Consider the following 23,579-nt stretch of genomic DNA (forward strand, 5'->3'; position numbering starts at 1 on the left):
GGGCAATAAGGAGCTTGATAAATGGCTAAAGACGATACAAGCAACGTCAAATTAAGCGAAAAAGAACTCGACGATCTGGTCGCCTCCGCTGACACTGGAGGTAGATCACCGGTCAATAAGCAAATTGCACTTTTGATAGCCGGTACTGCGTTGGTTTGGTCGATCTTTCAATTATGGATCGCATCACCCTTGCCCTTTACATTTGGTGTTGGCGTTTTCTCCAGCCGCGAAGCGCGGCCTATCCATTTAGCCTTTGCCATCTTCTTAGCTTATCTCGTATTCCCTGCCTTCAAGTCTTCACCTCGCCGCCACATCCCAATGGTCGATTGGGGGCTCGCCATCGCTGGAGCATTTTGCGCGATTTATCTGTTTGTTTTCGACACCGATCTGGTTAAATCAATTACTGGAAGCCAGCTTTCTGACAGACCTAATAATCCTAATTCACTCGATGTTGTCGTCGCTGTAGCTGGCATTCTATTCCTGCTTGAAGCAACCCGACGCGCACTTGGCCCTCCTTTGATGGTAGTCGCCATCATCTTCCTCGGCTATACCTTCCTTGGGCCTTATGCACCCGGATTTTTAGCTTGGAAAGGCGCGAGCTTTAACGCTGTGGCCTACCATCAATGGCTATCAACCGAAGGCGTTTTCGGAATTGCGCTTGGCGTGTCGACCGACCTTGTGTTCTTATTCGTGCTCTTTGGTGCCCTTCTCGATAAAGCAGGTGCTGGCAATTATTTCATCAAAGTTGCCTTCTCACTTATGGGCCACTTCAGTGGTGGTCCCGCTAAGGCTGCTGTCGTAGCATCAGGCATGACCGGCCTTATCTCCGGCTCCTCAATTGCCAATGTTGTCACCACAGGCACTTTTACCATTCCGATGATGCGCCGTGTTGGATTTAACGCAGAAAAAGCCGGCGCGGTTGAAGTTGCCTCCTCCGTGAATGGCCAAATCATGCCGCCTGTCATGGGCGCTGCCGCCTTTTTGATGGTGGAATATATCGGCATATCTTACTTTGAAGTTGTCAAACATGCCTTTGTGCCTGCCATTATCTCTTACATTGCGCTTGTGTACATTGTGCACTTAGAAGCAGCTAAGCTTGGCATGGCAGGTCTACCGCGCTCAAGCGAACCCAAACCTCTCAAATGGGGGCTTATTTCATTTGGCATCACCATGGCCGTCATCATGGGTTTAGCCAGCGGTATCTATTATCTGTTTGAAGCGTTTCAGGCTCTTGGTGCTGCCGGACCTCGCCTACTTGCTGTTGCCATTGCCTTGGTTGTTGTTGTGGTCGCATTGAATATCATGAAAAATCGTAGTGAAGACTTCGCCATGAAATTTGTCTCCACCGGAGCCATGGTTCTCGGTCTCACCGTAATTGCCGCCTTTGGTGTTTTCTATCTGGTGAATGTGATTGGGGCACTGGCTGGTGGCACAACACCGTGGATCATTGGAGCATTATTGATAGCGGTTTACATTTATCTTGCCAGTTTTTGTTCGTCCTTTCCTGAGCTTGAACTAGACGATCCAAATGAGCCAGTGATCAAGCTACCCGAACCTGGACCGACCATAAAATCTGGTCTCCATTTCCTTCTTCCCGTTGGCGTTTTGATTTGGTGCTTGATGGTTGTGCGCCTGTCGCCATCCTTATCGGCTTTTTGGGCCACAGCACTCATGATTTTCATTCTGCTGACCCAGCGCCCTCTCTTCGCGATATTCAGAGGAGAAAATGGCAATGGTGCATGGGCACGTGGTTTTAATGAGCTAATTGACGGGCTCATTACCGGTGCACGTAATATGATCGGCATTGGTATTGCCACAGCCGCTGCCGGCATCATCGTTGGCGCCGTATCACAGACCGGCGTTGGTGCTGTGCTAGCCGCCTTGGTCGAGTTCCTGTCTCAGGGTCAAATCATGCTGATATTGATCTTCACAGCGATCCTCAGCTTGATCCTTGGAATGGGCTTGCCAACCACGGCCAACTATATTGTTGTGTCCTCTCTTCTGGCTCCTGTGATTGTTGCCCTTGGCCAGCAAAACGGACTGATTGTGCCATTGATTGCGGTCCATCTCTTCGTGTTTTATTTTGGCATTATGGCAGATGTCACACCGCCGGTCGGGCTGGCGTCCTTTGCCGCGGCCGCCGTGTCTGGTGGCGACCCTATACGCACAGGTTTTGTGGCCTTCTTTTACTCATTAAGAACGGCGCTATTACCGTTCTTGTTCATCTTCAACACTGATATTTTGTTGATTGATGTGACGCCACTGCAAGGATTGTTCGTCTTCATTGTCGCAACCCTCGCGATGCTAATATTCACGGCAGGATCGCAAGGCTTCTTCATCACCAAATCTCGGATTTGGGAATCCCTTGCTCTCATCTTGATTGCCTTCACCTTATTCCGCCCGGGTTTCTGGATGGATATGATTTCTCCGCCTTTCAATGAGACGCCGCCAGCGCAGATTGTTGAATCTATCGGATCTCTTGAGCCGGGGAGCGAAATGCGCGCACTGGTGAACGGGCTTGATGACGTGGGTGACCCTGTATCGCTCACCATGATTATCAAAGTTGGCGATGAACCAACCGGTGCAGAACGACTAGAGGCTTACGGTCTGGAAATTCTGGAACAAGACGGCAAAGTCATCGTTGACAATGCAACCTTCGATTCACCTGCTCAACTAGCCGGTTTCGATTTTGATCAGGAAATTGTCAAAGTTCTGGTACCCGTAAATCAAACACCAAAACAGCTACTTTATCTCCCAGCGCTAGGACTGCTTGGCTTTATTTATGTACTGCAACGCCGACGCCGCAAAACAATGACGCCTGCGGAACCACAAGGAGCCGCATCATGAATATGTTCAAAAAAGTTCTGGTTTCAATTGATCTCGGCGATGAAGCATCATCAGGGAAGGTTTTAAATGCCGGCCTCGAACTTATCTCTGACGATGATACCCTACATGTTATTTGTGTCGTGCCTGATTATGGCATGTCTGTTGTGGGTTCATTTTTTCCTGAGGGACACGAAAAAGAAGCCTTGAGCGCCGCACGCGACACTATGCACAATTTCACAAAAATGCATGTGCCGAATGGCGTTAAGGTTCAACACATTATCGCACATGGCAATATCTATGAAGAAATCATAGAAACTGCCAACAAGGTAGATGCTGATGTGATTGTCATTGGCTCGCACCGCCCCAAGCTGAAAGATTATCTACTGGGACCAAACGCAGCCCGCGTTGTACGACACGCAGATCAATCTGTTCTTGTTGTTAGGACCACACCGTAAGCGAAAAATCATGGGACACGTTTTTGGACGATCCACCAAGAGCAAGCAACCAACAGCAGTAAGTGGTGAAGGCTGTTACCTTATCGACGCTGATGGAAAGCGATATTTTGATGGGTCGGGCGGCGCTGCTGTTTCATGTCTAGGCCACGGCCATCCTGCAGTCAGTGCCGCAATAAAAGCACAGGTCGACAAAATTGCCTTTGCGCACACCGGTTTTTTCACCTCACAACCAATGGAAGAGCTCGCTGATCTTTTAATTGAACATGCGCCTGTCGGCATTGATCGCGCTTACTTCGTCTCCGGTGGATCAGAAGCAGTGGAAGCTGCACTGAAACTTGCGAGGCAATATTACATTGAAAAAGGTGATGATAACCGCCGACATGTTATTGCCCGCCAACAAAGCTACCACGGGAATACGCTAGGTGCTTTGGCCGCTGGCGGGAATGAATGGCGGCGCAAACCTTTTTCTCCCTTGCTGGTTGAGACAACCCGTATAGCTCCTTGTTATGCTTATCGAGGCCAAGAGGCAGGCGAAAGCGAGCATGACTATGGTCAGCGCGTCGCCAATGAATTGGAAGAAGCGATATTAAACCTTGGGCCAGAAAATGTGATGGCCTTTATTGCGGAACCCATGGTCGGTGCAACTCTTGGCGCTGTGCCCCCAGTGGAAGGTTATTTTAAGCGCATTCGCGAAATTTGCACACGATACGGCGTTCTTCTGATCCTTGATGAAGTCATGTGCGGTATGGGGCGCACCGGCACTCTTTTTGCCTGTGAACAAGAAAATGTGGTCCCCGATATCCTATGCATCGCCAAAGGTCTCGGCGCAGGCTACCAGCCAATAGGAGCAATGCTATGCTCCGCCCAAATCTACGCCGCGATTGAAGACGGAACCGGTTTTTTTCAACATGGCCACACCTATATGGGCCATCCAATTGCCTGTGCAGCTTCACTATGCGTTGTGCAAACCTTGCTGAATGACCGTCTCATTCCGCATGTGGTTGATATGGGCAGCAAACTAAATGCCGCCCTTCATCAAACTTTTGGACAACACCCCAATATTGGTGACATCCGTGGGCGCGGGCTTTTTCAAGGGCTGGAGATTGTGGAAGACCGAGACACGAAGAAACCTTTTGCCTCTAAAAAAGCCATCAATAAAAAAATCAAAACAGCAGCATTCAAAGCTGGTCTGATATGCTATCCGATGGGCGGCACCGTTGATGGTGTCAATGGCGATCACATTCTTCTAGCACCTCCCTTCATTATGAAAGAGTGCCAGATTGATGAGATTACAGATAAACTTTCAATAGCACTAAAGGCCTCTCTTTGAACACTCTCCCTCAGATCATGGTTGCCCCTAATGGTGCACGCCGCAGCAAGCAGGATCATCCGGCATTGCCGATCACAATTCCCGAGACTGTTGCAACTGCACGTGATTCTTTTCAGGCAGGCGCGGACGGGCTTCATCTACATGTGCGCGGGAGTCACGGCGAACATAGTCTTGATGCTGGTCTTTATCGCGAAGCCCTAGCCGAGCTCAAAATAACTGTACCAAATATGATGGTTCAAATAACCACAGAAGCGGTTGGAATTTATTCACCGCAAGAACAGCAGCAAGTGGTTCGTGACGTTAAACCAAATGCCGTTTCTATTGCAGTTGCGGAGATGTTGGCTCATGACGACCACGCCGCTGTTATTGATTTTTATAATTGGTGCAACCACTCCAAAATCAAAGTTCAACATATTTTATACAGCCCTGAGGACATTATTCGCCTAGAAGGACTACTGAGTTCCCTCACCCCGACAACTGATCCTGTTCAGCTTCTTTTCGTTCTTGGCCGTTATACTAAAAATCAACAAAGCACACCGGAAGACCTTCTCCCTTTCATCATTTGGCTCTCAAATAGAAACCTAGAGGCCGATTGGTCGATTTGTGCATTTGGCAAAGCTGAAACCCGTTGCCTCAAAGCCTCACATCAGGCTGGCGGCAAAATGCGGATAGGGTTTGAAAACTCTTTTTGGAACGATGACGGTTCGCTGGCCCGTGACAACGTTGAACGAATCCTTGATCTGAAAAAAGCGATAAACTGAATTTTATCAACAGTGCATTGAAAAGTAACTTCACCGCATTAGATATGGCTTCAGTTTAAATACGCGCTAAAACAACGCGAGACTTGATCCAAAACCCACTGGGAAATGAAACGAATGCGCATTGCAATTATTGGTTCAGGTATCTCAGGCAACGCTGCCGCATGGGCACTCACACAACCAACCGCCGAGACTAATGAACATCATGTTTGTGTTTATGAAACCCGCTCCAGACCCGGCGGACATAGCTATACCGTTGATATCGATTATGAGGGAAAAACCATTCCCGTCGACATGGGCTTTATCGTCTATAACTCGCTGAATTACCCCAATCTGGTCGCCCTTTTCCAACATCTAGATGTTCAAACACGTGAAAGCGACATGAGCTTTGGTGTCTCTATGCGCGGCGGGGCGCTTGAATGGTCCGGCAAATCCATTAAGAGCATTTTCGCACAAAAGAAGAATTTCTTCTCTCGCCGTTTTTGGATAATGATTTTTGATATTTTAAAATTCAACAAAATGGCCCAGGCAGATTTTAACGCAAGCCGCTTGGGTACGCGTACTCTTGGCTATTATCTCAAAGATAATAAATTCAGCAAAATTTTCATTTCCGATTACCTCGCCCCCATGGGTGCGGCAATCTGGTCAACCCCACATGCGGATATTATGGATTTTCCTGCCGAAAGTTTCATCCGCTTCTTCAATAATCACAAGCTGATGCATAAGCGCAGCGAGCGCCCAAAATGGCGCACCGTTGTGGGAGGAAGCCGCTCCTATGTCACAAAAATCATTGCGCCGTTTCAACAAAACATACGCTATGAGAGCAAAGTGACAAATGTGATCCGCAAAAACGGCATGGCCTATGTCACCGATGAACATGGTAATCAAGAAGCATATGACCACGTCGTCTTCGCTTCGCACACCGATCAAACTCTTGCCATGATGGGAGATGCCACCACAAAGGAACGGGAAATCCTTGGTGCGATTAAATACCGGCCAAACACAATATATCTTCATCGTGACAAATCTTTGATGCCAAAAGATCCATCTGTCTGGTCTGCGTGGAATTATATAGAAACATCTGATCTGACCCAGCAGAAGACAGGTGTTTGTGTAAGCTATCATATGAACGCGCTGCAAAATATTGATGCTGATCGTCCTGTTTTCATTAGCCTCAATCCAGAAACGCCACCCAAAGATGCTCTCACCTTTCATGTAGCGCATTTTGACCATCCGCAGTTCGATCAACAAGCACTTGAGGCACAAGAAACACTCGCCTCTATTCAAGGAAAAGATAATTTCTGGTATTGTGGAGCATGGTGCGGTTATGGCTTCCATGAAGATGGCTTGAAAGCGGGCTTGAGTGTTGCTGAAAAACTTGGCGCTCGCATCCCTTGGCGATCTTATGAACAAGATACGGCAGCACACCGCGAAGCAGCAGAATGAGGAAGTCTTTTTTGCAAGCCCCTCGCAACCAAGAGACTAAATGCATACTCGCAAAACGTAATGGTGAGAGCGTCTCACCCGTTCAGCTTTATGTTGGCTCGGTAATGCACGCTCGCCTCAAGCCCTTCGTCCATCGCTTCACCTATTCAGTGTTTAATATTCTCATTGATATCGACCAGCTGGCGCAAGCGAGCCAAAAAAGTCGTCTCTTCGCTGTCAATAAATTTGCGCCTGTCTCCTTTTATGAAAAAGACCACGGCGATGAGCATGCAACGGGCTTAAGCAATTATATCCGCCATTGTCTTTCCAATGCTGGCCTCGAGCAAACACCCGACCGTATTCAGCTCCTATGTTACCCACGAATTTTTGGATATGTCTTTAATCCCATCTCGATTTATTTCTGCAGTAAAAACGGCAAGCTTATCGCGATGATTTATGAGGTACGCAATACATTTAGGGGTAAACATATTTATGTCGAACCCGTCCAAAACGGACAACTCAGTAGCGCTGGTTTAAAGCAAGAATGTGATAAACTTCTCCACGTTTCACCATTTATTGAGATGAAAATGCGCTATTTTTTTCGAACCCAAATGCCGGAAGAACAGATTTCATTTCGCATTTTGGAAAACGATCAACAAGGCCCGTTGCTTAGCGCAGCTCTCAAAGCTAAGCGACACAATTTTACATCAACAAGTCTTTCTATACAATTGATAAAAAAGCCATTTTTAACGTTTAAAGTCGTTTTCGCCATTCATTTTGAAGCCATGAAACTTTGGTTTAAAGGCGCTAAATTTTATCAAAACCCACACAAATCACCCCATTAGTTTGATGAAATTTTGAGACGATCAATATCAACGCCAAAACACCCAGTGAAATTATAAATAATAGAGAAGACATATGGAGCTAAATATAACACAAGACACCATATTGGTGACGCGAGACAATGCCAAATCTGTTTGTCGGAAACTGCCCATTATAGCGCGCGCGGCCATCAAAATGCTGATTGATTTAAAATATGGTGCCGTGACCATCAAATGGCCGAATGGCGCTGTTACCCGCATTGAAGGTCAATTACCAGGTTCAGATGCCACGATCGAACTTCTCAGCTTTGACCTTGCCACCCGCGTGTTTAAAAACGGCGATGTGGGCGTTGGCGAGAGCTATATGGACGAACAATGGAAAAGTCCCGATGTGACCGCAGTTTTGAAACTTTTTTGCGAGAACAATCATTTGATGATCGCTCGCCAGCGTAAATTTATTACAGGCCTTTTGTTACGATTTATTCATTGGCGTAACTCAAACACAAAAACCGGATCAAAGCGCAATATTTCCGCTCACTATGACTTGGGCAATAGTTTTTACAAACTCTGGCTTGACCCTTCCATGACCTATTCTTCTGCGCTCTACCGCGAAAAAGATATGGATATAGCCTCAGCTCAGCGGGAGAAATATGCGAACTTAGCAGAGCTAATCGGCATTAGAGAAAAAGACAATGTTCTGGAAATAGGTTGCGGCTGGGGCGGCTTTGCGGAATATGCGGCTAAAGAAATTGGCTGCAAAGTTACAGCACTGACCATCAGTCAGGAACAACATGACTTTGCGAAAAAACGCATCTTTGAGGCCGGACTGAACGAGAAAGTGGATATCGTCTTTCGTGATTATCGCGAAGAAAAAGGACACTATGACCGCATTGCATCGATTGAGATGTTTGAAGCCGTTGGCGAGAAATACTGGCCTGTTTATTTCGATACCCTACGAGATCGATTGAACACTAGGGGGACCGCCGGATTGCAGGTCATCACGATCAAAGATAACCTGTTTGAAAAATATCGCGCTTCAACAGATTTCATCCAGCGCTACATCTTCCCTGGCGGCATGTTGCCAACACCTCAAATCCTATCGAAACTGGGAAGCGACCGTGGTCTTCAGTTAACCGGTGAACATGTATTCGGCCACGACTACGCCGATACCTTGGTGGAATGGCGCAAATCATTTCATGAAGCATGGCCAGAAGTTGAAAAACTTGGATTCGATCACCGCTTCAAGCGCATGTGGGAATTTTATATGTACTATTGTGAGGCTGGTTTTCGTTCAGAAAATATAGACGTGCGGCAAGTGGCCTTCGCAAAGGCGTAATCAACTACCAGCGTTTAATAGGCAGCTGATCTTTATCATCTTCACCCGCGACCTTCCCCGCGACCTTCATTGGACGCTCATTCCATTTGGTCATGCGATTCATCAACGGGAAATAGGCCCAGTAAGGCAGCAGATTAATCAACTTTATCGCGTAAGTGAAACCCTTCGGAAATGTCACCTCAAAGCTTCCTTTATCCAATCCTTTGATAAGCGCATCAGCCGCCGCATCAACTTGCATCAAAAGCGGCATGGAAAATGGATTAGACTTCGTAGCAGGCGTATCAACAAAACCCGGATTAATGACCTGTATCAAAATGCCCATCTTATCAAAATCAAATTTCAGGCTTTCAGCCAGATTAATAAGAGCCGCTTTGCTTGCGCCATAAGCTGTTGATGTTGGCAATCCACCATAACCGGCGACAGAAGAAACAAGCGCGATCTGTCCCCTCTCCCGCGCCCCCATCACATGGCTTAACGGCACCAGACAATTCACAGTCCCTTTAAGATTGACATCGAAGGTTGATTGAAAGGTCGCAACACTCAGTTCATCACCTTCCATCGGCTCATAAATGCCCGCATTTAAAACCGCAAGACCAACACCGCCATAGTCACGCTCTATTTCATCCACAATTGCTGCCATGCGCTCGCTATCGGTAACGTCGCCAGCGATAGGGATAACATAGCCATAGCCACCGCCTGCGTCGCGCACCAATTCTTCAAGTTTATCAGCACTTCTGGCAGTTGCGACAACACGCCAGCCACGCTGCGCAAGCTTCAGCGCCGTTTGTCGACCAATACCTGTACTCGCACCAGTAACCCATGCAACACCATCAAACGGACTGGTCGGTTTCGCCATTATCGTCAATTTCCTCTAGTGGGTAAGTTTGATGAACGTCTTTTCAGACTTCATTGTGCACTGAAAATAGATGTGAAATCAACGAGGCATAATTGAAGAAACAAGACGGGCAAGAGGGCCAGTAAAGCGCAGTGGCGCATCTGTGACTGTCAGACATATGCACTCTTCAGACATGCCTGCGATAGGTTTATGACCAACACTCTCATCAGCGATAGAAACATCGCCCCGTGCATATTGCCCCTCTCCGTCATCAAAAGATCCTTTGAGCACCAACGTCAATTCTCGCCCCTCGTGTGTATGACTGGGCATGGTCGACCCCGGCTTAATACGCAGAAGATTTACTTCACACCCATCCACATTATCCATTTTATATACAGAGATTCCTGGAATTTTCTTGCGCCATGGAATTTCTTTTGTCGACAAACCAAGAAATTGCCTCAAGGAAGCAGGCATCCACTCATCGTTTTTATTATAACGATATGGCTTCAGACCATCTTTTGACGGTCTAGCTTGTTCCGGAGAATTGATAATTGCGTCAATCATAGACTCAGGGTCTTTGATCGGCTCTTCAAGGCCTAACTCAAGTGAGGATCCACCAATCGCTTCGAGGTTTTGCACCCAGTCGCGGCTTACAGGGTTTATATCGATATGGCTATCGAGCAAAACTTTTTCTGGTCGTCTTAACGACCCAGCTACATATTCAGCAAAAAGAGCATCGATAGGATTTGAATTCATAAATTGATCCAAAAATTAATTCAATTTGACAATAATAAACAAGATACGGCTTATAACCCAATATGGATCACTTATTGTTCCCAGTTATTATCCTGTGATATTCTTAACAAGAGACAGCAAAAAAGAGACCAAAAGTTATACATTTGAAAAATATCAGAAAATTCAAACTGTTCTCACTTGCGGTCAAGTGGCCGAGGCAGTAGCCTCTCTTAAAATAACAACACCATCTACGAGTGCGAGTTCATGTCAACGAATGCTATATTCCCATCGATCATTGAATTAATCGGAAACACACCTCTGGTGCGTTTGAAAAAGCTCTCAGACGAAACCGGATGCGAAATATTGGGTAAGGCAGAATTCTTGAACCCCGGCCAGTCTGTTAAAGACAGAGCAGCCTTGTCGATCGTCCGCGCAGCAGAAAAAAGTGGCGCCTTGAAGCCTGGTGGGACCATCGTAGAAGGAACTGCTGGAAACACCGGTATTGGCCTTGCTATGGTGGGCAAAGCGCTTGGTTATAAATCTGTGATTGTCATCCCTGACAGTCAAAGCCAAGAAAAGAAGGATGCCATTCGCGCCTATGGCGGCCAACTTATTGAGGTGCCACCAAAGCCTTATCGCAACCCAAACAATTTTGTCCGCCTTTCTGGTCGCTTGGCTGAACATCTAAACAAAACTACCCCTAACGGCGCAATCTGGGCCAATCAGTTTGATAATGTGGCAAATCGGCAAGCTCATATCGAAACAACCGGCCCTGAGATTTTTGAGCAAACAAACGGTAAAATTGACGGCTTTGTATGCGCATGTGGTTCAGGCGGCACGCTTGCAGGTGTTGCCACCGCCCTGCGCGCTAAAAAGTCTGACATCAAAATAGGCATAGCCGACCCAATGGGCGCCGCCCTTTACAACTTCTACGCCAACGGCGAATTAAAAGCTGAAGGCTCATCCATTTCGGAAGGCATTGGCCAAGGCCGCATTACCGCCAATCTTGAAGGATTTACACCCGATTTCACTTATCAAATAGAAGACGCAGAAGCGATGCCTTACGTCTTTGACTTGATGGATCAAGAAGGCATTGTGCTTGGTGGTTCATCAGCGATCAATATTGCAGGCGCGGTACGCATGGCCCGCGAGCTTGGCCCCGGACATACCATTGTGACAATCCTGTGTGATTATGGAACACGCTATCAATCCAAAATCTTTGATCCTGAGTTCCTGCGTTCAAAAGATATCGCTGTGCCAGCATGGATGGAAGAAACACCAGACTTCGATATTCCGTTCGAAGATGTAGACGGATAAAATATCCAACACCATCTTAATTATTTAATCGAGGAAACCGCCATGAGCGATCATCAAGTGACTGTTAGTGTTGACTGGCTGGCAGAGCATATCAACGATGACGACGTAGCCGTGGTTGATGGCACATGGCATTTGCCAAATGTTGACCGTGATCCCGAAGCTGAATATTTAGAAGGCCACATTCCAGGGGCTGTCTTTTTTGATCTTGAAAAGCAATCAGACCGCACCTCCCATATGGGTTTAATGATGCCAATTGCGATGCAATTTGGACGCGAAATGGGCGAGCTTGGCATTAGCGAGAGCGATACAATCATCATTTACGATACAACAGGTCTCTTTTCTGCCGCGCGCGTTTGGTGGATGTTCCGTCAGTTTAGCGCACAAAAAGTATATATCTTGGATGGCGGCCTACCCGCATGGAAAAAAGCCGGACACGCCCTTGAAACAGGCCCCTTGAAACCTGAACCAAAAACATTTCGCGCAGAAATCTCTGACGATGTCATCGTTGGCCTTGATACAATGAAAGAGGCCGTAGAAAACCCTGAAGGCCCCCTCTTGCTTGATGCGCGCGAGGCGGCGCGCTTTGATGGCACAGCCCCAGAACCACGCCCTGAGGTGTGCAGTGGGCACATGCCAGGCGCCATGAATTTGCCCTATGACAGCTTATTAGATGATGAGCGCAAGCTGCTGGATGTAGCGACTTTACAGAAAAAATTTGATGAAGTGGGTTACGACCCCGACAAACCAACCATCGCCACATGCGGTTCAGGGGTAACGGCCTGTGTCATTCTTGCGGCCCTCGCCCGCCTTGGCAACACAGATGTGCCGCTTTACGATGGCTCATGGTCCGAATGGGGAGCAACAGTAGGCTTACCTGTCGCGACAAAAGAATAGCCCATCGCGACAAGAAATATCAAATTAACGGATCGAAAGCGCTAGTGCAAAATCTGGCTTAAGAACATCTTGGTGCGTTCATGCTGGGGATTATCGAAGAATGGCTCTGGTGCATTTTCTTCAACAATTTGGCCCGCATCCATAAAGATCACACGATTGGCAACCTGACGCGCAAAACCCATCTCGTGGGTCACACAAATCATCGTCATGCCTTCTTCGGCAAGGCCAACCATTGTATCAAGCACTTCTTTAATCATCTCTGGATCAAGCGCTGAGGTCGGCTCATCAAAGAGCATAATGCGCGGGTTCATGCATAGTGAGCGCGCGATAGCCACACGTTGTTGCTGACCACCGGAAAGCTGACCGGGAAATTTGTGTGCCTGTTCTGGAATTTTCACACGCTCCAGATAGTGCATTGCAACTTCTTCCGCTTCGCGTTTCGGCATTTTGCGAACCCAAATCGGAGCCAAAGTACAATTTTCAAGAATGGTCAGATGCGGGAACAAATTGAAGTGTTGAAACACCATGCCAACTTCACGGCGTACTTCGTCAATCTTTTTGAGATCATTAGTAAGCTCATTGCCATCGACAATAATCTGACCCTTCTGGTGCTCTTCAAGACGATTGATACAACGGATCATCGTCGATTTTCCTGAACCAGACGGCCCAGCAACAACGATACGTTCCCCACGCATAACGCGCAGATCAATGTCTTTCAAAACATGAAAATCACCATACCATTTATTCATACCAACAATATCGATGGCAACATCGGTATCCGATATTTGCATCTTAGCGCGGTCAACGACCATATCGTCGGGTTTTACTACGTTATCTGCCGTCATAGTCTTTATCCTTTAATTTCGATGACCGGTGTCGAGACGCTGTTCCATGAAAATAGAATAACGCGACATCGAGAAACAGAAGATCCAATAAATAACGGCGGCGAATAAATAGCCCGACATTGCCTGAACGGGTGTAGCCCATGTTGGATCAGAAAAACTTGATTGAATTTGGCCAAGAAAGTCGAACAGTCCGATAATCAAAACCAGTGTCGTATCCTTGAAAAGACCGATGAATGTATTGACGATGCCTGGTATTACAAGCGTTAGCGCCTGTGGCAGGATGATTTTTTGTATCATTTGCCAATAATTCAGCCCCAGAGCCATCGCCCCCTCATATTGCCCTTTTGGCAACGCCTGAATACCACCACGGATCACCTCAGCCATATATGCTGACTGAAACAGTGTAACACCGATCAACGCCCGCAGAAGCTTATCGAAGGTAACACCTTCAGGTAGGAACAATGGCAACATCACAGATGACATGAACAACACTGTTATGAGCGGAACGCCACGCCAAAACTCAATGAACATGACGCTCAACATTTTAACGGCTGGCATTTTCGAGCGACGACCAAGAGCAAGCAATATACCGATCGGCAGTGACGCAACAATACCACTAACAGCGATCACAAGTGTAACAAGCAATCCGCCCCAAATTTCAGTTTCAACATGCTCCAGCCCTAAGGGAGCCGAAATGATTGCCATCACAACAGCAAGAACCACCATGCCTAAAATAACCATTCGGATACTTGGCATAGGATCACTATCAGTCCCCCGCGCAATGAAAGTAGCGAGTGCGATAAATATGCATGTCAAAATAAGGAAATCGACCCAAAATGCTGCAAAAGAAGGCCCCATGAATGAGCCAGCAACAAGAAAGCCGTCAAGCATCACATGACCACCTGTCAAAAGCACAAAAGCTGCAACAGGAAACACACCAAACATAAAGAGCAGATTTGGCAATTTATAAGGCACTTTAGGGATCAGCAAACAAGCACCACTGATCGCAAACATTAAATAGACGATATTGACGCGCCAAATTTCATCAGGTGGATACCGCCCATAGATGAAAAGCTTCATATTAGCACCAACATAGGGCCAACATGCACCAAACCAGTCATCGGGCTTCACGCCACCTTGTTTGAGAGTTGCACAAACTTCACGATTTTCACCAAACCAAGCCGGGCTGATCAAAGCAAAATCTATGACTGGCGGCACGACCTTATAAATGACGTATAAAGCAATAAATGTAGCAAGTGCGTTCAAGGGGGTGGAAAACAAGTTTGTTTTCAACCAATAAAAAATACCCTTGGTACCATCTGGTGCCGGTAATTCATGAAGCATTTCTTTGCGAACATATCCGTTTGACATAGTCCTACCTCTCTACCAGCGCCATGCGATTATTATACCAGTTCATGAAGCTCGATGTGAGGAGCGACAAGACTAGGTATGTCAGCATAGTAATCATAATTATCTCAGTCTCGCGGCCTGACTGGTTCAGCGCAGTACCGGCAAAAATCGAGACAAGTTCAGGATAGGCAATCGCCACAGCCAAAGACGAGTTTTTGGTCAAGTTCAAAAATTGGTTCGTCAAAGGTGGAATAATAACGCGCAATGCCTGAGGAATAATAACAAGATTAAGCGTCGGCTTGGCACGCAATCCAAGCGCATAAGATGCCTCTGTTTGACCTTTGTTGATCGCAAGAATGCCCGCACGTACAATTTCTGCAATGAAGGCTGACGTGTAAATTGTAAGCGCCGTCAAGAGTGCAATGAACTCAGGCAGAACCGACATTCCACCCCGCGCACCGAAGCGTGCAAGTTTTGGATAGTCAAAACTTAGCGGCAAACCAGAAAGAAGAAAAACAACAATTGGCAGACCAACAACAAGGCCTAATGTTGTCAACCCTTTTGGAAACTGCTGGCCCGTCGCCATCTGGCGTTTCGTGGCCCAGCTGTTGATAAAGTAAGAGGCGATAATGCCAATAATGATTGCAATTCCAGTCAACCACAAGAGGTCACCCGCTATTGGCTTGGGAGCAATCCATCCGCCAACACTGAGATACCCAAGCGCCCCATCAAGGCTGACACCATATGGCTCTCTCTTGCCCGGCAACAACCGCAGAACGCCAAAATAAAAGATGAAAATCCACAGCAATAGCGGAATATTACGCATGGCTTCCACGTAACAATAGGCAGCTTTCGAGATGATCCAGTTTTTGGAAAGACGCGCCACCCCAATAGAAAACCCTATCAGTGTCGCGAAGAAAATACCGAGTATTGCAACCAGCAGCGTATTTAATAGACCAACGAGATAGACCCGCCAGAAAGAAGATTCACGGCTATATTCAACCAGTGACTGATTGACATCAAAACCCGACGCATTTTGCATAAAACCAAAACCGAAGGTTTTACCCTGCGCCGACAGATTTGTGGCCGTATTAGAGATCAACGACCAGACAGCATAAACCAATATCGCAATGAGGATTGCTTGTATAACCGAGCTTCGAACTTTTGGGTCATTAAAAAATGCGGTTTTTTGTGTGCCAGTATTTGCAACTTCACCACTCACGCCCCCACCGCCTTTATCCACAGCCATACTCGTAAAAACCCTTCGATGTAATAATTCTTTAGCTGAGAACAACGCCCCTCAAGGGGTAAATAATCGTCTCATAATTATAATTCAGTCGGCTCTAAGCATAAAGCTTAAAGCCGACCGAAGTTTTTAACTACCTAGCGAATAGGTGGTGCATATTGGATGCCACCCTTTGACCATAGCGCATTTACGCCACGGGCAATGCCAAGTGAAGTTTTTGGACCAACATGGGTTTCAAATGATTCACCGTAGTTGCCTACTTTGCTGATGATATTTGCAGCCCAATCGTTACCAATACCCAAGCCTTCACCAAAAGTACCTTCAACGCCGAGTAGACGCTTAATGGCAGGATTGTCAGAAGACTTCATATCAGCAACATTTTTGGAAGAAACACCAAGCTCTTCAGCATTAATCATCGCAAACACTGTCCAACGAACAATGTTGAACCACTGATCATCACCCTGACGGACAACAGGACCGAGTGGCTCTTTTGAAATGATTTCTGGAAGAACAACGTGTGCACTTGGATCATTCAATTTAAGACGCTGAGCATAAAGAGCAGAAGCATCTGTTGTGTAAACATCACAACGTTTTGAATCATAAGCTGCAACAACTTCATCAGCTTTTTCAAATGCTACCAACTCATATTCCATTTTATTGGATGTAAAGTAATCGGTTACATTCAGCTCTGTCGTTGTACCTGTGTTGGTACAGACTGATGCGCCGTTAAGCTCAAGAGCAGAATTAATGCCCAAGTCTTTACGAACCAAGAAGCCTTGACCATCGTAGTAGTTCACGCCAGCAAAATTCAAACCAAGCTGTGTGTCGCGTGTTGCAGTCCATGTGGTGTTCCGTGATAGAACGTCAATTTCACCAGATGAGAGAGCCGTGAAGCGCTCTTTGGCTGACAACGGTGTGTATTTTACTTTGGTGTCATCACCGAAGATTGCTGCGGCGACGCCACGACATACATCAACGTCCATGCCTGACCATGACCCGTCTGAACTAGGATTTGAAAACCCTGGCAGACCTTGGCTCACGCCGCACTGGACGAAGCCTTTAGCCACGACACGATCAAGTGTTTTAGCATCTTGTGCAGAAGCACTGTAGCTCGTAGCTGCCATCGCAACACCAAATACAGCAGATAGAAGTTTAATTTTCATTGTTTAGCGGCCTTTTCTCTAACAAACCACAGGCCAATAACCATGACAACACTTGAAACGTGTTATTATATGCTGGCCTGTATCCCAGCTTCCGACACCCTTCCTAAAGTAGGCCGAAAACGATCTAACGTCCCTATCGAAAAACATTAGTGACCATTGGTCAAGTTAATTCGCATTAAATGTAATACTACTCATTGATTAGGCAGATTGTTTTGTTAGATTGCATTGGAATTAATCAAAATCATATAGAATCCATCACTAATGACAAAAAATACAAAAACCCCAAATACATACCGTAGCGAAACGCAATTGGTGCTTGCCGGACGCTCAGCAGAGCTTACCGGCCAGTTTGTATCGCCTCCCGTTGTGCGCGCTTCAACCGTGCTGTTTGAAAATACGGCGCAATTATGCGGTAAAGAAGAGGCCAAATATACTTATGGCCTCACCAGCACACCAACCATTGAAGCACTAGTGAATGCGATAAACGATTTAGAAGATTCTCATGGCACCGTCATCGTGCCATCTGGCCTTGCAGCTTGTACAATTGCAATCATGGCCGCGGTTAGCGCGGGCGATCAAATTTTAATGCCGGATAACGTATATGGCCCAACACGGCGGTTTTGCGATAGCACACTCATCAAGTTTGGCGTTGATGTCACCTATTATGACCCCCTCATCGGAAAAGATATTTCAAGCCTGTTTAAAGATAACATCAAAGCAATTTTCATGGAGCCTCCCGGTTCGCACACTTTTGAAATGCCGGACGTCGAAGCCTTTGTCGCAGCCGCTAAAGCTGTCGGTGCCACAACCCTCATTGACAACACATGGGCATCGCCGCTGTTCTTTAAACCTGTTCCCTTTGGCATCGACTATTCCATACAAGCAGCGACTAAATATTTAGCAGGCCATTCAGACGCTCTAATTGGTTCCATATCCACAAACGAAAAACATTGGAACGACATGCGCATCACACATCAAAACATTGGTGTGCAAGGTGGCACAGAAGAGATGTATCTGACATTACGCGGCATGCGCACGATGGCATTGCGTATGGATCGACAAGAAGAAAATGCGCTCAAAATTGCACGTTGGTTACAGCAACAACCCGAAGTCGCACGTGTCCTGCACCCCGCCCTTCCCGAGGATCCAGGTCATAAAATCTGGAAAAGTCTTATTGGTCGCTCATCTGGCTTATTTGGATTTGTTTTGAAAGACCTCAGCGCAGAAGCCGCGAGTGCCATGCTAGATGGATTTGAACTCTTTGGGCTTGGTTACTCATGGGGAGGATTTGAAAGCCTCGCCGTTTTAAGTCAGCTCACAAAAATTCGCACAGCAACCAAATGGAATGAAGGCCCAACTATTAGGCTATCAATCGGGCTTGAACATCCTGATGACCTAATGAAAGATTTGCGCGATGGTCTAGATCGGGCAAAAGCAGTAGGTTGAACAAGGCACAGCCCCCCGTCAACCAAACATGAATCTACAACATCGCGAAAATTCATCCACTAAGAGCGCCTGCTAGCTCATTCAGCCCTGTCATAATGATACGAGGTGCACCAGATAGTTTCTCTGCCGGTGCTCCATAACGATTAAGACGTGCGACCTGATAGCCGAAATGCGCGCCGCCATGACTATCCCATGCATTATTGGAGATAAAACAAACCTCATCCGCTTTGATGCCAAAATGGTCAAGCGTCATTTGATAAACACGAGGATCTGGTTTGTTAACGCCAACACGATCAACCGACAAAACCGCGTCTAATTTTCCCTTGAGCCCTGCAGATTTCACAGCAGCACTCAACATATCCGGCGAGCCATTAGACAAAATAGCCGTCTTTAAACCTTTTAAACGCAAAGCATCAAGACAAGGAGCAACATCATCATAGGCATCTAAAGTGTAATAAGCATCCATAAGCTTTTTATGTAACTCAGGGTCCTCGACACCATTAGCCTCAAGAGCATAGGTCAATGCATCCGAAGTCACTTCGGAAAATGGAGCAAAATCCCTCATCAAACTGCGAAGCCAAGTATATTGTAGCTGTTTATCGCGCCACATGGTTGAAACCGGTTGTGCTTTATCGCCGAGGTTTTCTGCTAGTTTGCTTACTGGTGAATGCACATCGAACATTGTGCCATAAGCATCGAAAACACAGGCCTTTATGCCATTAATACTCACTACAAAAACCTCTCAAATTTTCATCAACTCCCGTAGCAAACACAGTTGACCCAAAGTGACAACGATAAACTTTATCCAAAATAGTATTTTTGGTTGTGTTTTCATTGACAACTACCTTAATAGTTGCAATTAAAGTACAAAGACAACAGTAATTACACTTAAGTAAACACACTTAGCTGCTGTTAATTCAGCACGATTTGTCCGTTAACTACCCCGCTAAGTATAATATGTGTGCTTAACTAATATACTGGTGTAGCAAAGTAAGATCGAGTATGATGATCAAATGAAGTCTATATTTTTATCTCTTCTAGTTATTCTAGCTTTCGGAACGCAGATCGTTTCGGTTGCAACTAGTGCTGTACCCAAGGGTTATACATCAATCAATGTAATCGCAGAGCATAGCACCAGATTATCTGCTGAAACAGACACAGTCTGTTGTGATGAAAAGGTCGACAAAAAACCGATCACATCTAGCTGCACGAGTGATTGCAAGTTTTTTTCGGTTATGTTCTCGTTTGATTTCCCAAAAATCAATGCAGTACATGCACAATCAGATAAATACTTGATCACTGAAATGCCAACTCAACATCATTTGAGACCTCCAATTTCCTAATTTGACATTAGCAACCGCACAGCAAGAAAACTGTGCATGACCTCAGTTAAATTGGAGTAATTCATCATGTTTAATAGAAGAAACTTACTACTTGGCGGATTCGCAGCGCTTTTTGCAGCGCCAGCCATAGAAGCAGACGCCCACCATACAGGCAGAAAGAGACGCAAGTTCTCGCTCAACCCAATCTATAAACCACAACGCGTTCGTTATAGAAGCAGGTACAAACGCGGGACTGTCGTTGTCGATCCTAGAAACCACTTCTTATACCTAATCGAAGGATCAGGGCGTGCGCGTCGTTATGGTGTTGGCGTAGGCAAAGCTGGTCTTGCATTCCAAGGCAGCGCCACTATTTCTCGCAAGGCAAAATGGCCACGCTGGACACCAACACAAAATATGATCCGTCGCGAACCGCAAAAATACAAACGATTCGCTAAAGGCGTTCCTGGTGGTCCTGGTAATCCGTTGGGTGCACGTGCTCTCTATCTCTTCCGTGGTGGGCGCGATACGTTTTATCGTATTCATGGTACAACACAGCCCTCTTCAATTGGTCGCTCTGTTTCAAATGGTTGCATCCGCATGATTAACGAACATGTGATTGACCTTTATAACAGAGTCCCTATCGGCGCGCGCGTTGTCGTACTATGATGATTCATCAATTTTTAAGGTAGATAATTATGAATAAATCCTTAGTAAGCCGCAGGCAACTTACATTGGGCGCGATAAGTTTGACGGGACTAATAGCTTCTGGTTGTACAACAACCGGACCGACAGCATCATTAGACCCTACAAAATCGAAAACTTTAAAAGGCACGTCAAAGTCGTTTGCGCTCAACTATGCAGCTTTACCCAATGAGAAATTTCCGATACCGGCAGTTTCTGCAAATTCTCTACCGCCAAAGTTCAGACGTAAAAGAGTTAATTACAAGACCAAAGAACGTGTCGGAACACTCGTCGTTGATACCAAAAACTTCTACCTCTATCATGTAGAACCAAATGGTAAGGCAACACGCTATGGCGTTGGTCTTGGCCGTGCCGGATTTGAATGGTCCGGTCGCGCCCGCGTTGCTTGGAAACGAGCATGGCCGACATGGACACCACCTGAAGAAATGATCCAGCGTGAACCTGAGCTGAGAAAATGGAGCGCGAAAAATGGTGGAATGCCCCCCGGCATAAAAAACCCATTAGGCTCTCGTGCACTTTATATCTTCCAGGGCAATGTTGACACGCTTTATCGGTTACACGGAACACCCAACCCGAAAACTATTGGCAAAGCCGTTTCAAGCGGCTGTGTGCGATTGGTCAATCAGGACGTGATCCATTTGTTCAACAATGTGAAAAACGGCTCAAAAATCGTTGTCACATAGACAAACAAAACCCCGGATCAAAAATCCGGGGTTTTTTATTCTCAAAATTCTCCCGAAAATGCTGAGTTAAGAGGCTTTGTAAAATCCACAACCTGAAGTCCGTGAAAGCCTCAACGAAGGCGCTCTAAAATGCTTACGTAATTGGCAACAGACGACCCGCCCATATTAAAAACACCAGCCAATTTAGCACCTTCTATTTGCATATCGCCAGCGTCCTCCATCAATTGCATGCAGGAAATCGCATGCATGGACACACCGGTAGCCCCGACAGGATGGCCTTTAGACTTCAATCCCCCAGACGGATTGACCGGCAACTTGCCGCTCTTATAGACAATACCTTCCTCAATCACGCGATGCCCCTGCCCTTTTTCTGCCAGACCCATCGCTTCATATTCCATCAGTTCTGCAATGGTAAAACAGTCGTGTGTTTCGACAAAACTAAGATCATCAAGGGTTAAGTTAGATTGATCAAATGCCTTGCGCCATGCATTACCTGCACCCGCAAGTTCAGATTTATCACGTTTAGACAGAGGCAAAAAATCATTCACATGACTTGCCGCACGAAAGCCGATGGCTCGCGGTGCTGACCACGCACGGTCCATATTAGTAAGCACCATGGCAGCAGCCCCATCAGAAATTAACGAGCAATCCGTACGGCGCAACGGACCGGCGACCAGCGGGTTTTGATCAGATACCGTATTACAAAACTCAAAGCCCAAATCTTTGCGCATCTGGGCATAAGGGTTGTCCACGCCATTCGCATGGTTTTTGGCCGCAATCTTAGCAAGACTTGCTGATTGATCGCCATATTTTTGAAAATAAGCCTGCGTCAGATGACCAAACACACCTGCAAAACCACCTTCAATCGAAGCTTCTTGCTTGTGATAGGAGGCACGCAACAAGAGGTCTCCCGCCACACGTGTTGGTACGCCCGTCATCTTTTCAACAGCAACAACCAGCACCACTTGTGCCTTACCCGCATCAATTGCATTGATACCCTGATGAATGGCTGCAGAACCCGTCGCACAGGCATTTTCTACCCGTGTTGCAGGTGTATAGCGAAGCGCATCATCTGCGAGCGACACAAGGGCCGCTGCAAAGTCCTGATCAGTAAAACCACCATTGAAGTTACCAAGGTAAATGGCATCAATCTCTGAAGGATCAACTTGCGCATGTTTCATAGCATCAACTGAAGCAGTTATAATGAGGCTTTCCAGCGTTTCGTCTTCAAGTTTTCCAAACTTTGTATGTGACCAACCCGTGATAACTGCCATAGTCTCTCTCCAACGCATTCTTTTATAAGCTTATAATCAAACCTGCCGCATGCGCCGTAAAGCAGCGTTTTTCTGCCAAAGTTCTTTTCTATCTATATCCTGCATTGTGCTTTCAATATAAATCATATGATCTTTTGCAGCTGCACTGGCCGCTGCCGCATCATGGGCAACAATAGCATCAAAAATAACGCGGTGCTGTTCAAACAATTCATCCCGCGCGCCTGCAAAATCATAAATCCGCTCACGGTTTAAAAGCACATTTTCTGACAAGAGCTGATAGCATGAGCGTAAAGAGTGAATGAGGATAATATTGTGAGCGCAATCAGCGATGGTGATATGAAATTCAAGATCTAAACGTGCTTCCGCTTCCACATCTTTTTGCGCGTGGGCTGTTTCCATCCGCGAGAATACATCCTTTAAAATGAGAATATCATCCTCACTCGCACGAAGCGCTGCAAGAGACGCGGCCCATGCCTCTAGCTCGCGACGAAATTCCACATAATCCACGCGCGTGCGCGGATAGTCCCGCATCAAGCCTTCGATCGGCGGTGAAAACAAGGAGCCAATGACATCGGCGACCACCGTACCCTGCCCATGCCGGGTTTCAAGAATGCCTTTTGCTTCCAAAATTTTGAGTGCATCACGTAGAATCGGCCGCGAAACATTCATCTCAAGAGCTAGATCGCGTTCACCGGGTAACTTGTCGCCATTGCGCAAGACCCCTTCAAGTACAAGCACCTCGATGCGATGAACAACCTGTTGGGCTGCCCTATCGGGTGTTACTTTACCAAAGATCTGCTCTTCACTCATAAGCGC

The 23,579-nt window shown here is 46.5% G+C and carries 21 protein-coding genes; 12 read left to right on the forward strand and 9 right to left on the reverse strand.

Features of this window, described 5'->3' with window-relative positions; genetic code table 11:
- Nucleotides 1-21 precede the first annotated feature (21 nt).
- The 7 genes from ABJ081_10855 to ABJ081_10885 all read left to right on the forward strand — a co-directional run bounded on the left by ABJ081_10855 (nucleotide 22) and on the right by ABJ081_10885 (nucleotide 8,951).
- The gene (locus tag ABJ081_10855) at nucleotides 22-2,847 is read left to right on the forward strand and encodes a TRAP transporter permease (GenBank protein ID MEP6357168.1); all 2,826 of its coding nucleotides are present in this window, start codon (nucleotides 22-24) and stop codon (nucleotides 2,845-2,847) included.
- Complete coding sequence (locus tag ABJ081_10860) at nucleotides 2,844-3,281, forward strand: universal stress protein (GenBank protein ID MEP6357169.1); 438 nt, start codon at nucleotides 2,844-2,846, stop codon at nucleotides 3,279-3,281. Before ABJ081_10855 ends, ABJ081_10860 begins: the two co-directional genes overlap by 4 nt.
- Nucleotides 3,282-3,291: 10 nt before the next feature.
- Nucleotides 3,292-4,611 (forward strand): aspartate aminotransferase family protein, encoded by a 1,320-nt coding sequence (locus tag ABJ081_10865; GenBank protein ID MEP6357170.1) that lies wholly within the window; start codon nucleotides 3,292-3,294, stop codon nucleotides 4,609-4,611.
- A complete protein-coding gene (locus tag ABJ081_10870; GenBank protein ID MEP6357171.1) occupies nucleotides 4,608-5,372 on the forward strand; it encodes a 3-keto-5-aminohexanoate cleavage protein in 765 nt (254 codons plus the stop codon). Before ABJ081_10865 ends, ABJ081_10870 begins: the two co-directional genes overlap by 4 nt.
- A gap of 114 nt (nucleotides 5,373-5,486) precedes the next feature.
- On the forward strand, nucleotides 5,487-6,815 hold the full coding sequence (locus ABJ081_10875; protein ID MEP6357172.1) for an NAD(P)-binding protein: 1,329 nt from the start codon (nucleotides 5,487-5,489) through the stop codon (nucleotides 6,813-6,815).
- Between the two features lie 11 nt (nucleotides 6,816-6,826).
- Nucleotides 6,827-7,639 carry a DUF1365 domain-containing protein gene (locus ABJ081_10880; protein MEP6357173.1) on the forward strand — a complete coding sequence of 271 codons (813 nt, stop codon included), beginning with the start codon at nucleotides 6,827-6,829 and terminating at the stop codon, nucleotides 7,637-7,639.
- Between the two features lie 73 nt (nucleotides 7,640-7,712).
- Entirely contained in the window at nucleotides 7,713-8,951 is a 1,239-nt protein-coding gene (locus ABJ081_10885) for a cyclopropane-fatty-acyl-phospholipid synthase family protein (GenBank protein ID MEP6357174.1), read from the forward strand.
- A gap of 4 nt (nucleotides 8,952-8,955) precedes the next feature.
- On the opposite strand, the gene ABJ081_10890 is transcribed toward ABJ081_10885, so the two are convergent.
- On the reverse strand, nucleotides 8,956-9,807 hold the full coding sequence (locus ABJ081_10890) for an SDR family NAD(P)-dependent oxidoreductase (GenBank protein MEP6357175.1): 852 nt from the start codon (nucleotides 9,805-9,807) through the stop codon (nucleotides 8,956-8,958).
- 78 nt (nucleotides 9,808-9,885) lie between these two features.
- The gene (locus ABJ081_10895) at nucleotides 9,886-10,542 is read right to left on the reverse strand and encodes a ChrR family anti-sigma-E factor (protein ID MEP6357176.1); all 657 of its coding nucleotides are present in this window, start codon (nucleotides 10,540-10,542) and stop codon (nucleotides 9,886-9,888) included.
- A 243-nt stretch (nucleotides 10,543-10,785) separates the two neighbouring features.
- On the opposite strand from ABJ081_10895, the gene ABJ081_10900 reads away from it, so the two are divergent.
- Complete coding sequence (locus ABJ081_10900) at nucleotides 10,786-11,838, forward strand: cysteine synthase A (GenBank protein MEP6357177.1); 1,053 nt, start codon at nucleotides 10,786-10,788, stop codon at nucleotides 11,836-11,838.
- Between the two features lie 42 nt (nucleotides 11,839-11,880).
- Nucleotides 11,881-12,732, forward strand: coding sequence for a 3-mercaptopyruvate sulfurtransferase (gene sseA, locus ABJ081_10905; protein ID MEP6357178.1), 852 nt, complete (start codon nucleotides 11,881-11,883; stop codon nucleotides 12,730-12,732).
- A gap of 41 nt (nucleotides 12,733-12,773) precedes the next feature.
- Here the strand turns inward: sseA and ABJ081_10910 are convergent, their stop codons facing one another.
- From ABJ081_10910 to ABJ081_10925, 4 genes are all read right to left on the reverse strand, one after another.
- Nucleotides 12,774-13,577 (reverse strand): amino acid ABC transporter ATP-binding protein, encoded by an 804-nt coding sequence (locus ABJ081_10910; protein MEP6357179.1) that lies wholly within the window; start codon nucleotides 13,575-13,577, stop codon nucleotides 12,774-12,776.
- A 12-nt stretch (nucleotides 13,578-13,589) separates the two neighbouring features.
- Complete coding sequence (locus ABJ081_10915; GenBank protein MEP6357180.1) at nucleotides 13,590-14,948, reverse strand: amino acid ABC transporter permease; 1,359 nt, start codon at nucleotides 14,946-14,948, stop codon at nucleotides 13,590-13,592.
- A 4-nt stretch (nucleotides 14,949-14,952) separates the two neighbouring features.
- Nucleotides 14,953-16,176, reverse strand: a complete 1,224-nt coding sequence (locus tag ABJ081_10920; protein MEP6357181.1) for an amino acid ABC transporter permease — start codon at nucleotides 16,174-16,176, stop codon at nucleotides 14,953-14,955.
- Between the two features lie 134 nt (nucleotides 16,177-16,310).
- Complete coding sequence (locus tag ABJ081_10925; protein MEP6357182.1) at nucleotides 16,311-17,336, reverse strand: amino acid ABC transporter substrate-binding protein; 1,026 nt, start codon at nucleotides 17,334-17,336, stop codon at nucleotides 16,311-16,313.
- Nucleotides 17,337-17,597: 261 nt separating this feature from the next.
- On the opposite strand from ABJ081_10925, the gene metC reads away from it, so the two are divergent.
- Nucleotides 17,598-18,782 (forward strand): cystathionine beta-lyase, encoded by a 1,185-nt coding sequence (gene metC / locus ABJ081_10930; GenBank protein ID MEP6357183.1) that lies wholly within the window; start codon nucleotides 17,598-17,600, stop codon nucleotides 18,780-18,782.
- A gap of 52 nt (nucleotides 18,783-18,834) precedes the next feature.
- Here metC and ABJ081_10935 read toward each other — a convergent pair whose 3' ends face one another.
- Nucleotides 18,835-19,512, reverse strand: coding sequence for a haloacid dehalogenase type II (locus tag ABJ081_10935; GenBank protein MEP6357184.1), 678 nt, complete (start codon nucleotides 19,510-19,512; stop codon nucleotides 18,835-18,837).
- A gap of 679 nt (nucleotides 19,513-20,191) precedes the next feature.
- On the opposite strand from ABJ081_10935, the gene ABJ081_10940 reads away from it, so the two are divergent.
- Complete coding sequence (locus ABJ081_10940) at nucleotides 20,192-20,770, forward strand: L,D-transpeptidase (GenBank protein MEP6357185.1); 579 nt, start codon at nucleotides 20,192-20,194, stop codon at nucleotides 20,768-20,770.
- A 29-nt stretch (nucleotides 20,771-20,799) separates the two neighbouring features.
- Nucleotides 20,800-21,489, forward strand: a complete 690-nt coding sequence (locus ABJ081_10945) for a L,D-transpeptidase (GenBank protein ID MEP6357186.1) — start codon at nucleotides 20,800-20,802, stop codon at nucleotides 21,487-21,489.
- A 110-nt stretch (nucleotides 21,490-21,599) separates the two neighbouring features.
- On the opposite strand, the gene ABJ081_10950 is transcribed toward ABJ081_10945, so the two are convergent.
- A complete protein-coding gene (locus ABJ081_10950; GenBank protein MEP6357187.1) occupies nucleotides 21,600-22,763 on the reverse strand; it encodes an acetyl-CoA acetyltransferase in 1,164 nt (387 codons plus the stop codon).
- Between the two features lie 36 nt (nucleotides 22,764-22,799).
- Nucleotides 22,800-23,573, reverse strand: a complete 774-nt coding sequence (locus ABJ081_10955) for an FCD domain-containing protein (GenBank protein ID MEP6357188.1) — start codon at nucleotides 23,571-23,573, stop codon at nucleotides 22,800-22,802.
- Nucleotides 23,574-23,579 lie beyond the last annotated feature (6 nt).

The organism is Hyphomicrobiales bacterium, from assembly GCA_039989895.1.
Classification (GTDB): domain Bacteria; phylum Pseudomonadota; class Alphaproteobacteria; order Rhizobiales; family JACESI01; genus JACESI01.

Coding starts and splice junctions, on each gene's coding strand:
- ABJ081_10855 (MEP6357168.1), top strand. CDS start 22: ATGGCTAAAGACGATACAAGCAACGTCAAATTAAGCGAAAAAGAACTC.
- ABJ081_10860 (MEP6357169.1), top strand. CDS start 2,844: ATGAATATGTTCAAAAAAGTTCTGGTTTCAATTGATCTCGGCGATGAA.
- ABJ081_10865 (MEP6357170.1), top strand. CDS start 3,292: ATGGGACACGTTTTTGGACGATCCACCAAGAGCAAGCAACCAACAGCA.
- ABJ081_10875 (MEP6357172.1), top strand. CDS start 5,487: ATGCGCATTGCAATTATTGGTTCAGGTATCTCAGGCAACGCTGCCGCA.
- ABJ081_10885 (MEP6357174.1), top strand. CDS start 7,713: ATGGAGCTAAATATAACACAAGACACCATATTGGTGACGCGAGACAAT.
- ABJ081_10890 (MEP6357175.1), bottom strand. CDS start 9,807: ATGGCGAAACCGACCAGTCCGTTTGATGGTGTTGCATGGGTTACTGGT.
- ABJ081_10895 (MEP6357176.1), bottom strand. CDS start 10,542: ATGAATTCAAATCCTATCGATGCTCTTTTTGCTGAATATGTAGCTGGG.
- ABJ081_10900 (MEP6357177.1), top strand. CDS start 10,786: ATGTCAACGAATGCTATATTCCCATCGATCATTGAATTAATCGGAAAC.
- sseA (MEP6357178.1), top strand. CDS start 11,881: ATGAGCGATCATCAAGTGACTGTTAGTGTTGACTGGCTGGCAGAGCAT.
- ABJ081_10910 (MEP6357179.1), bottom strand. CDS start 13,577: ATGACGGCAGATAACGTAGTAAAACCCGACGATATGGTCGTTGACCGC.
- ABJ081_10915 (MEP6357180.1), bottom strand. CDS start 14,948: ATGTCAAACGGATATGTTCGCAAAGAAATGCTTCATGAATTACCGGCA.
- ABJ081_10920 (MEP6357181.1), bottom strand. CDS start 16,176: ATGGCTGTGGATAAAGGCGGTGGGGGCGTGAGTGGTGAAGTTGCAAAT.
- ABJ081_10925 (MEP6357182.1), bottom strand. CDS start 17,336: ATGAAAATTAAACTTCTATCTGCTGTATTTGGTGTTGCGATGGCAGCT.
- metC (MEP6357183.1), top strand. CDS start 17,598: ATGACAAAAAATACAAAAACCCCAAATACATACCGTAGCGAAACGCAA.
- ABJ081_10940 (MEP6357185.1), top strand. CDS start 20,192: ATGTTTAATAGAAGAAACTTACTACTTGGCGGATTCGCAGCGCTTTTT.
- ABJ081_10945 (MEP6357186.1), top strand. CDS start 20,800: ATGAATAAATCCTTAGTAAGCCGCAGGCAACTTACATTGGGCGCGATA.
- ABJ081_10950 (MEP6357187.1), bottom strand. CDS start 22,763: ATGGCAGTTATCACGGGTTGGTCACATACAAAGTTTGGAAAACTTGAA.
- ABJ081_10955 (MEP6357188.1), bottom strand. CDS start 23,573: ATGAGTGAAGAGCAGATCTTTGGTAAAGTAACACCCGATAGGGCAGCC.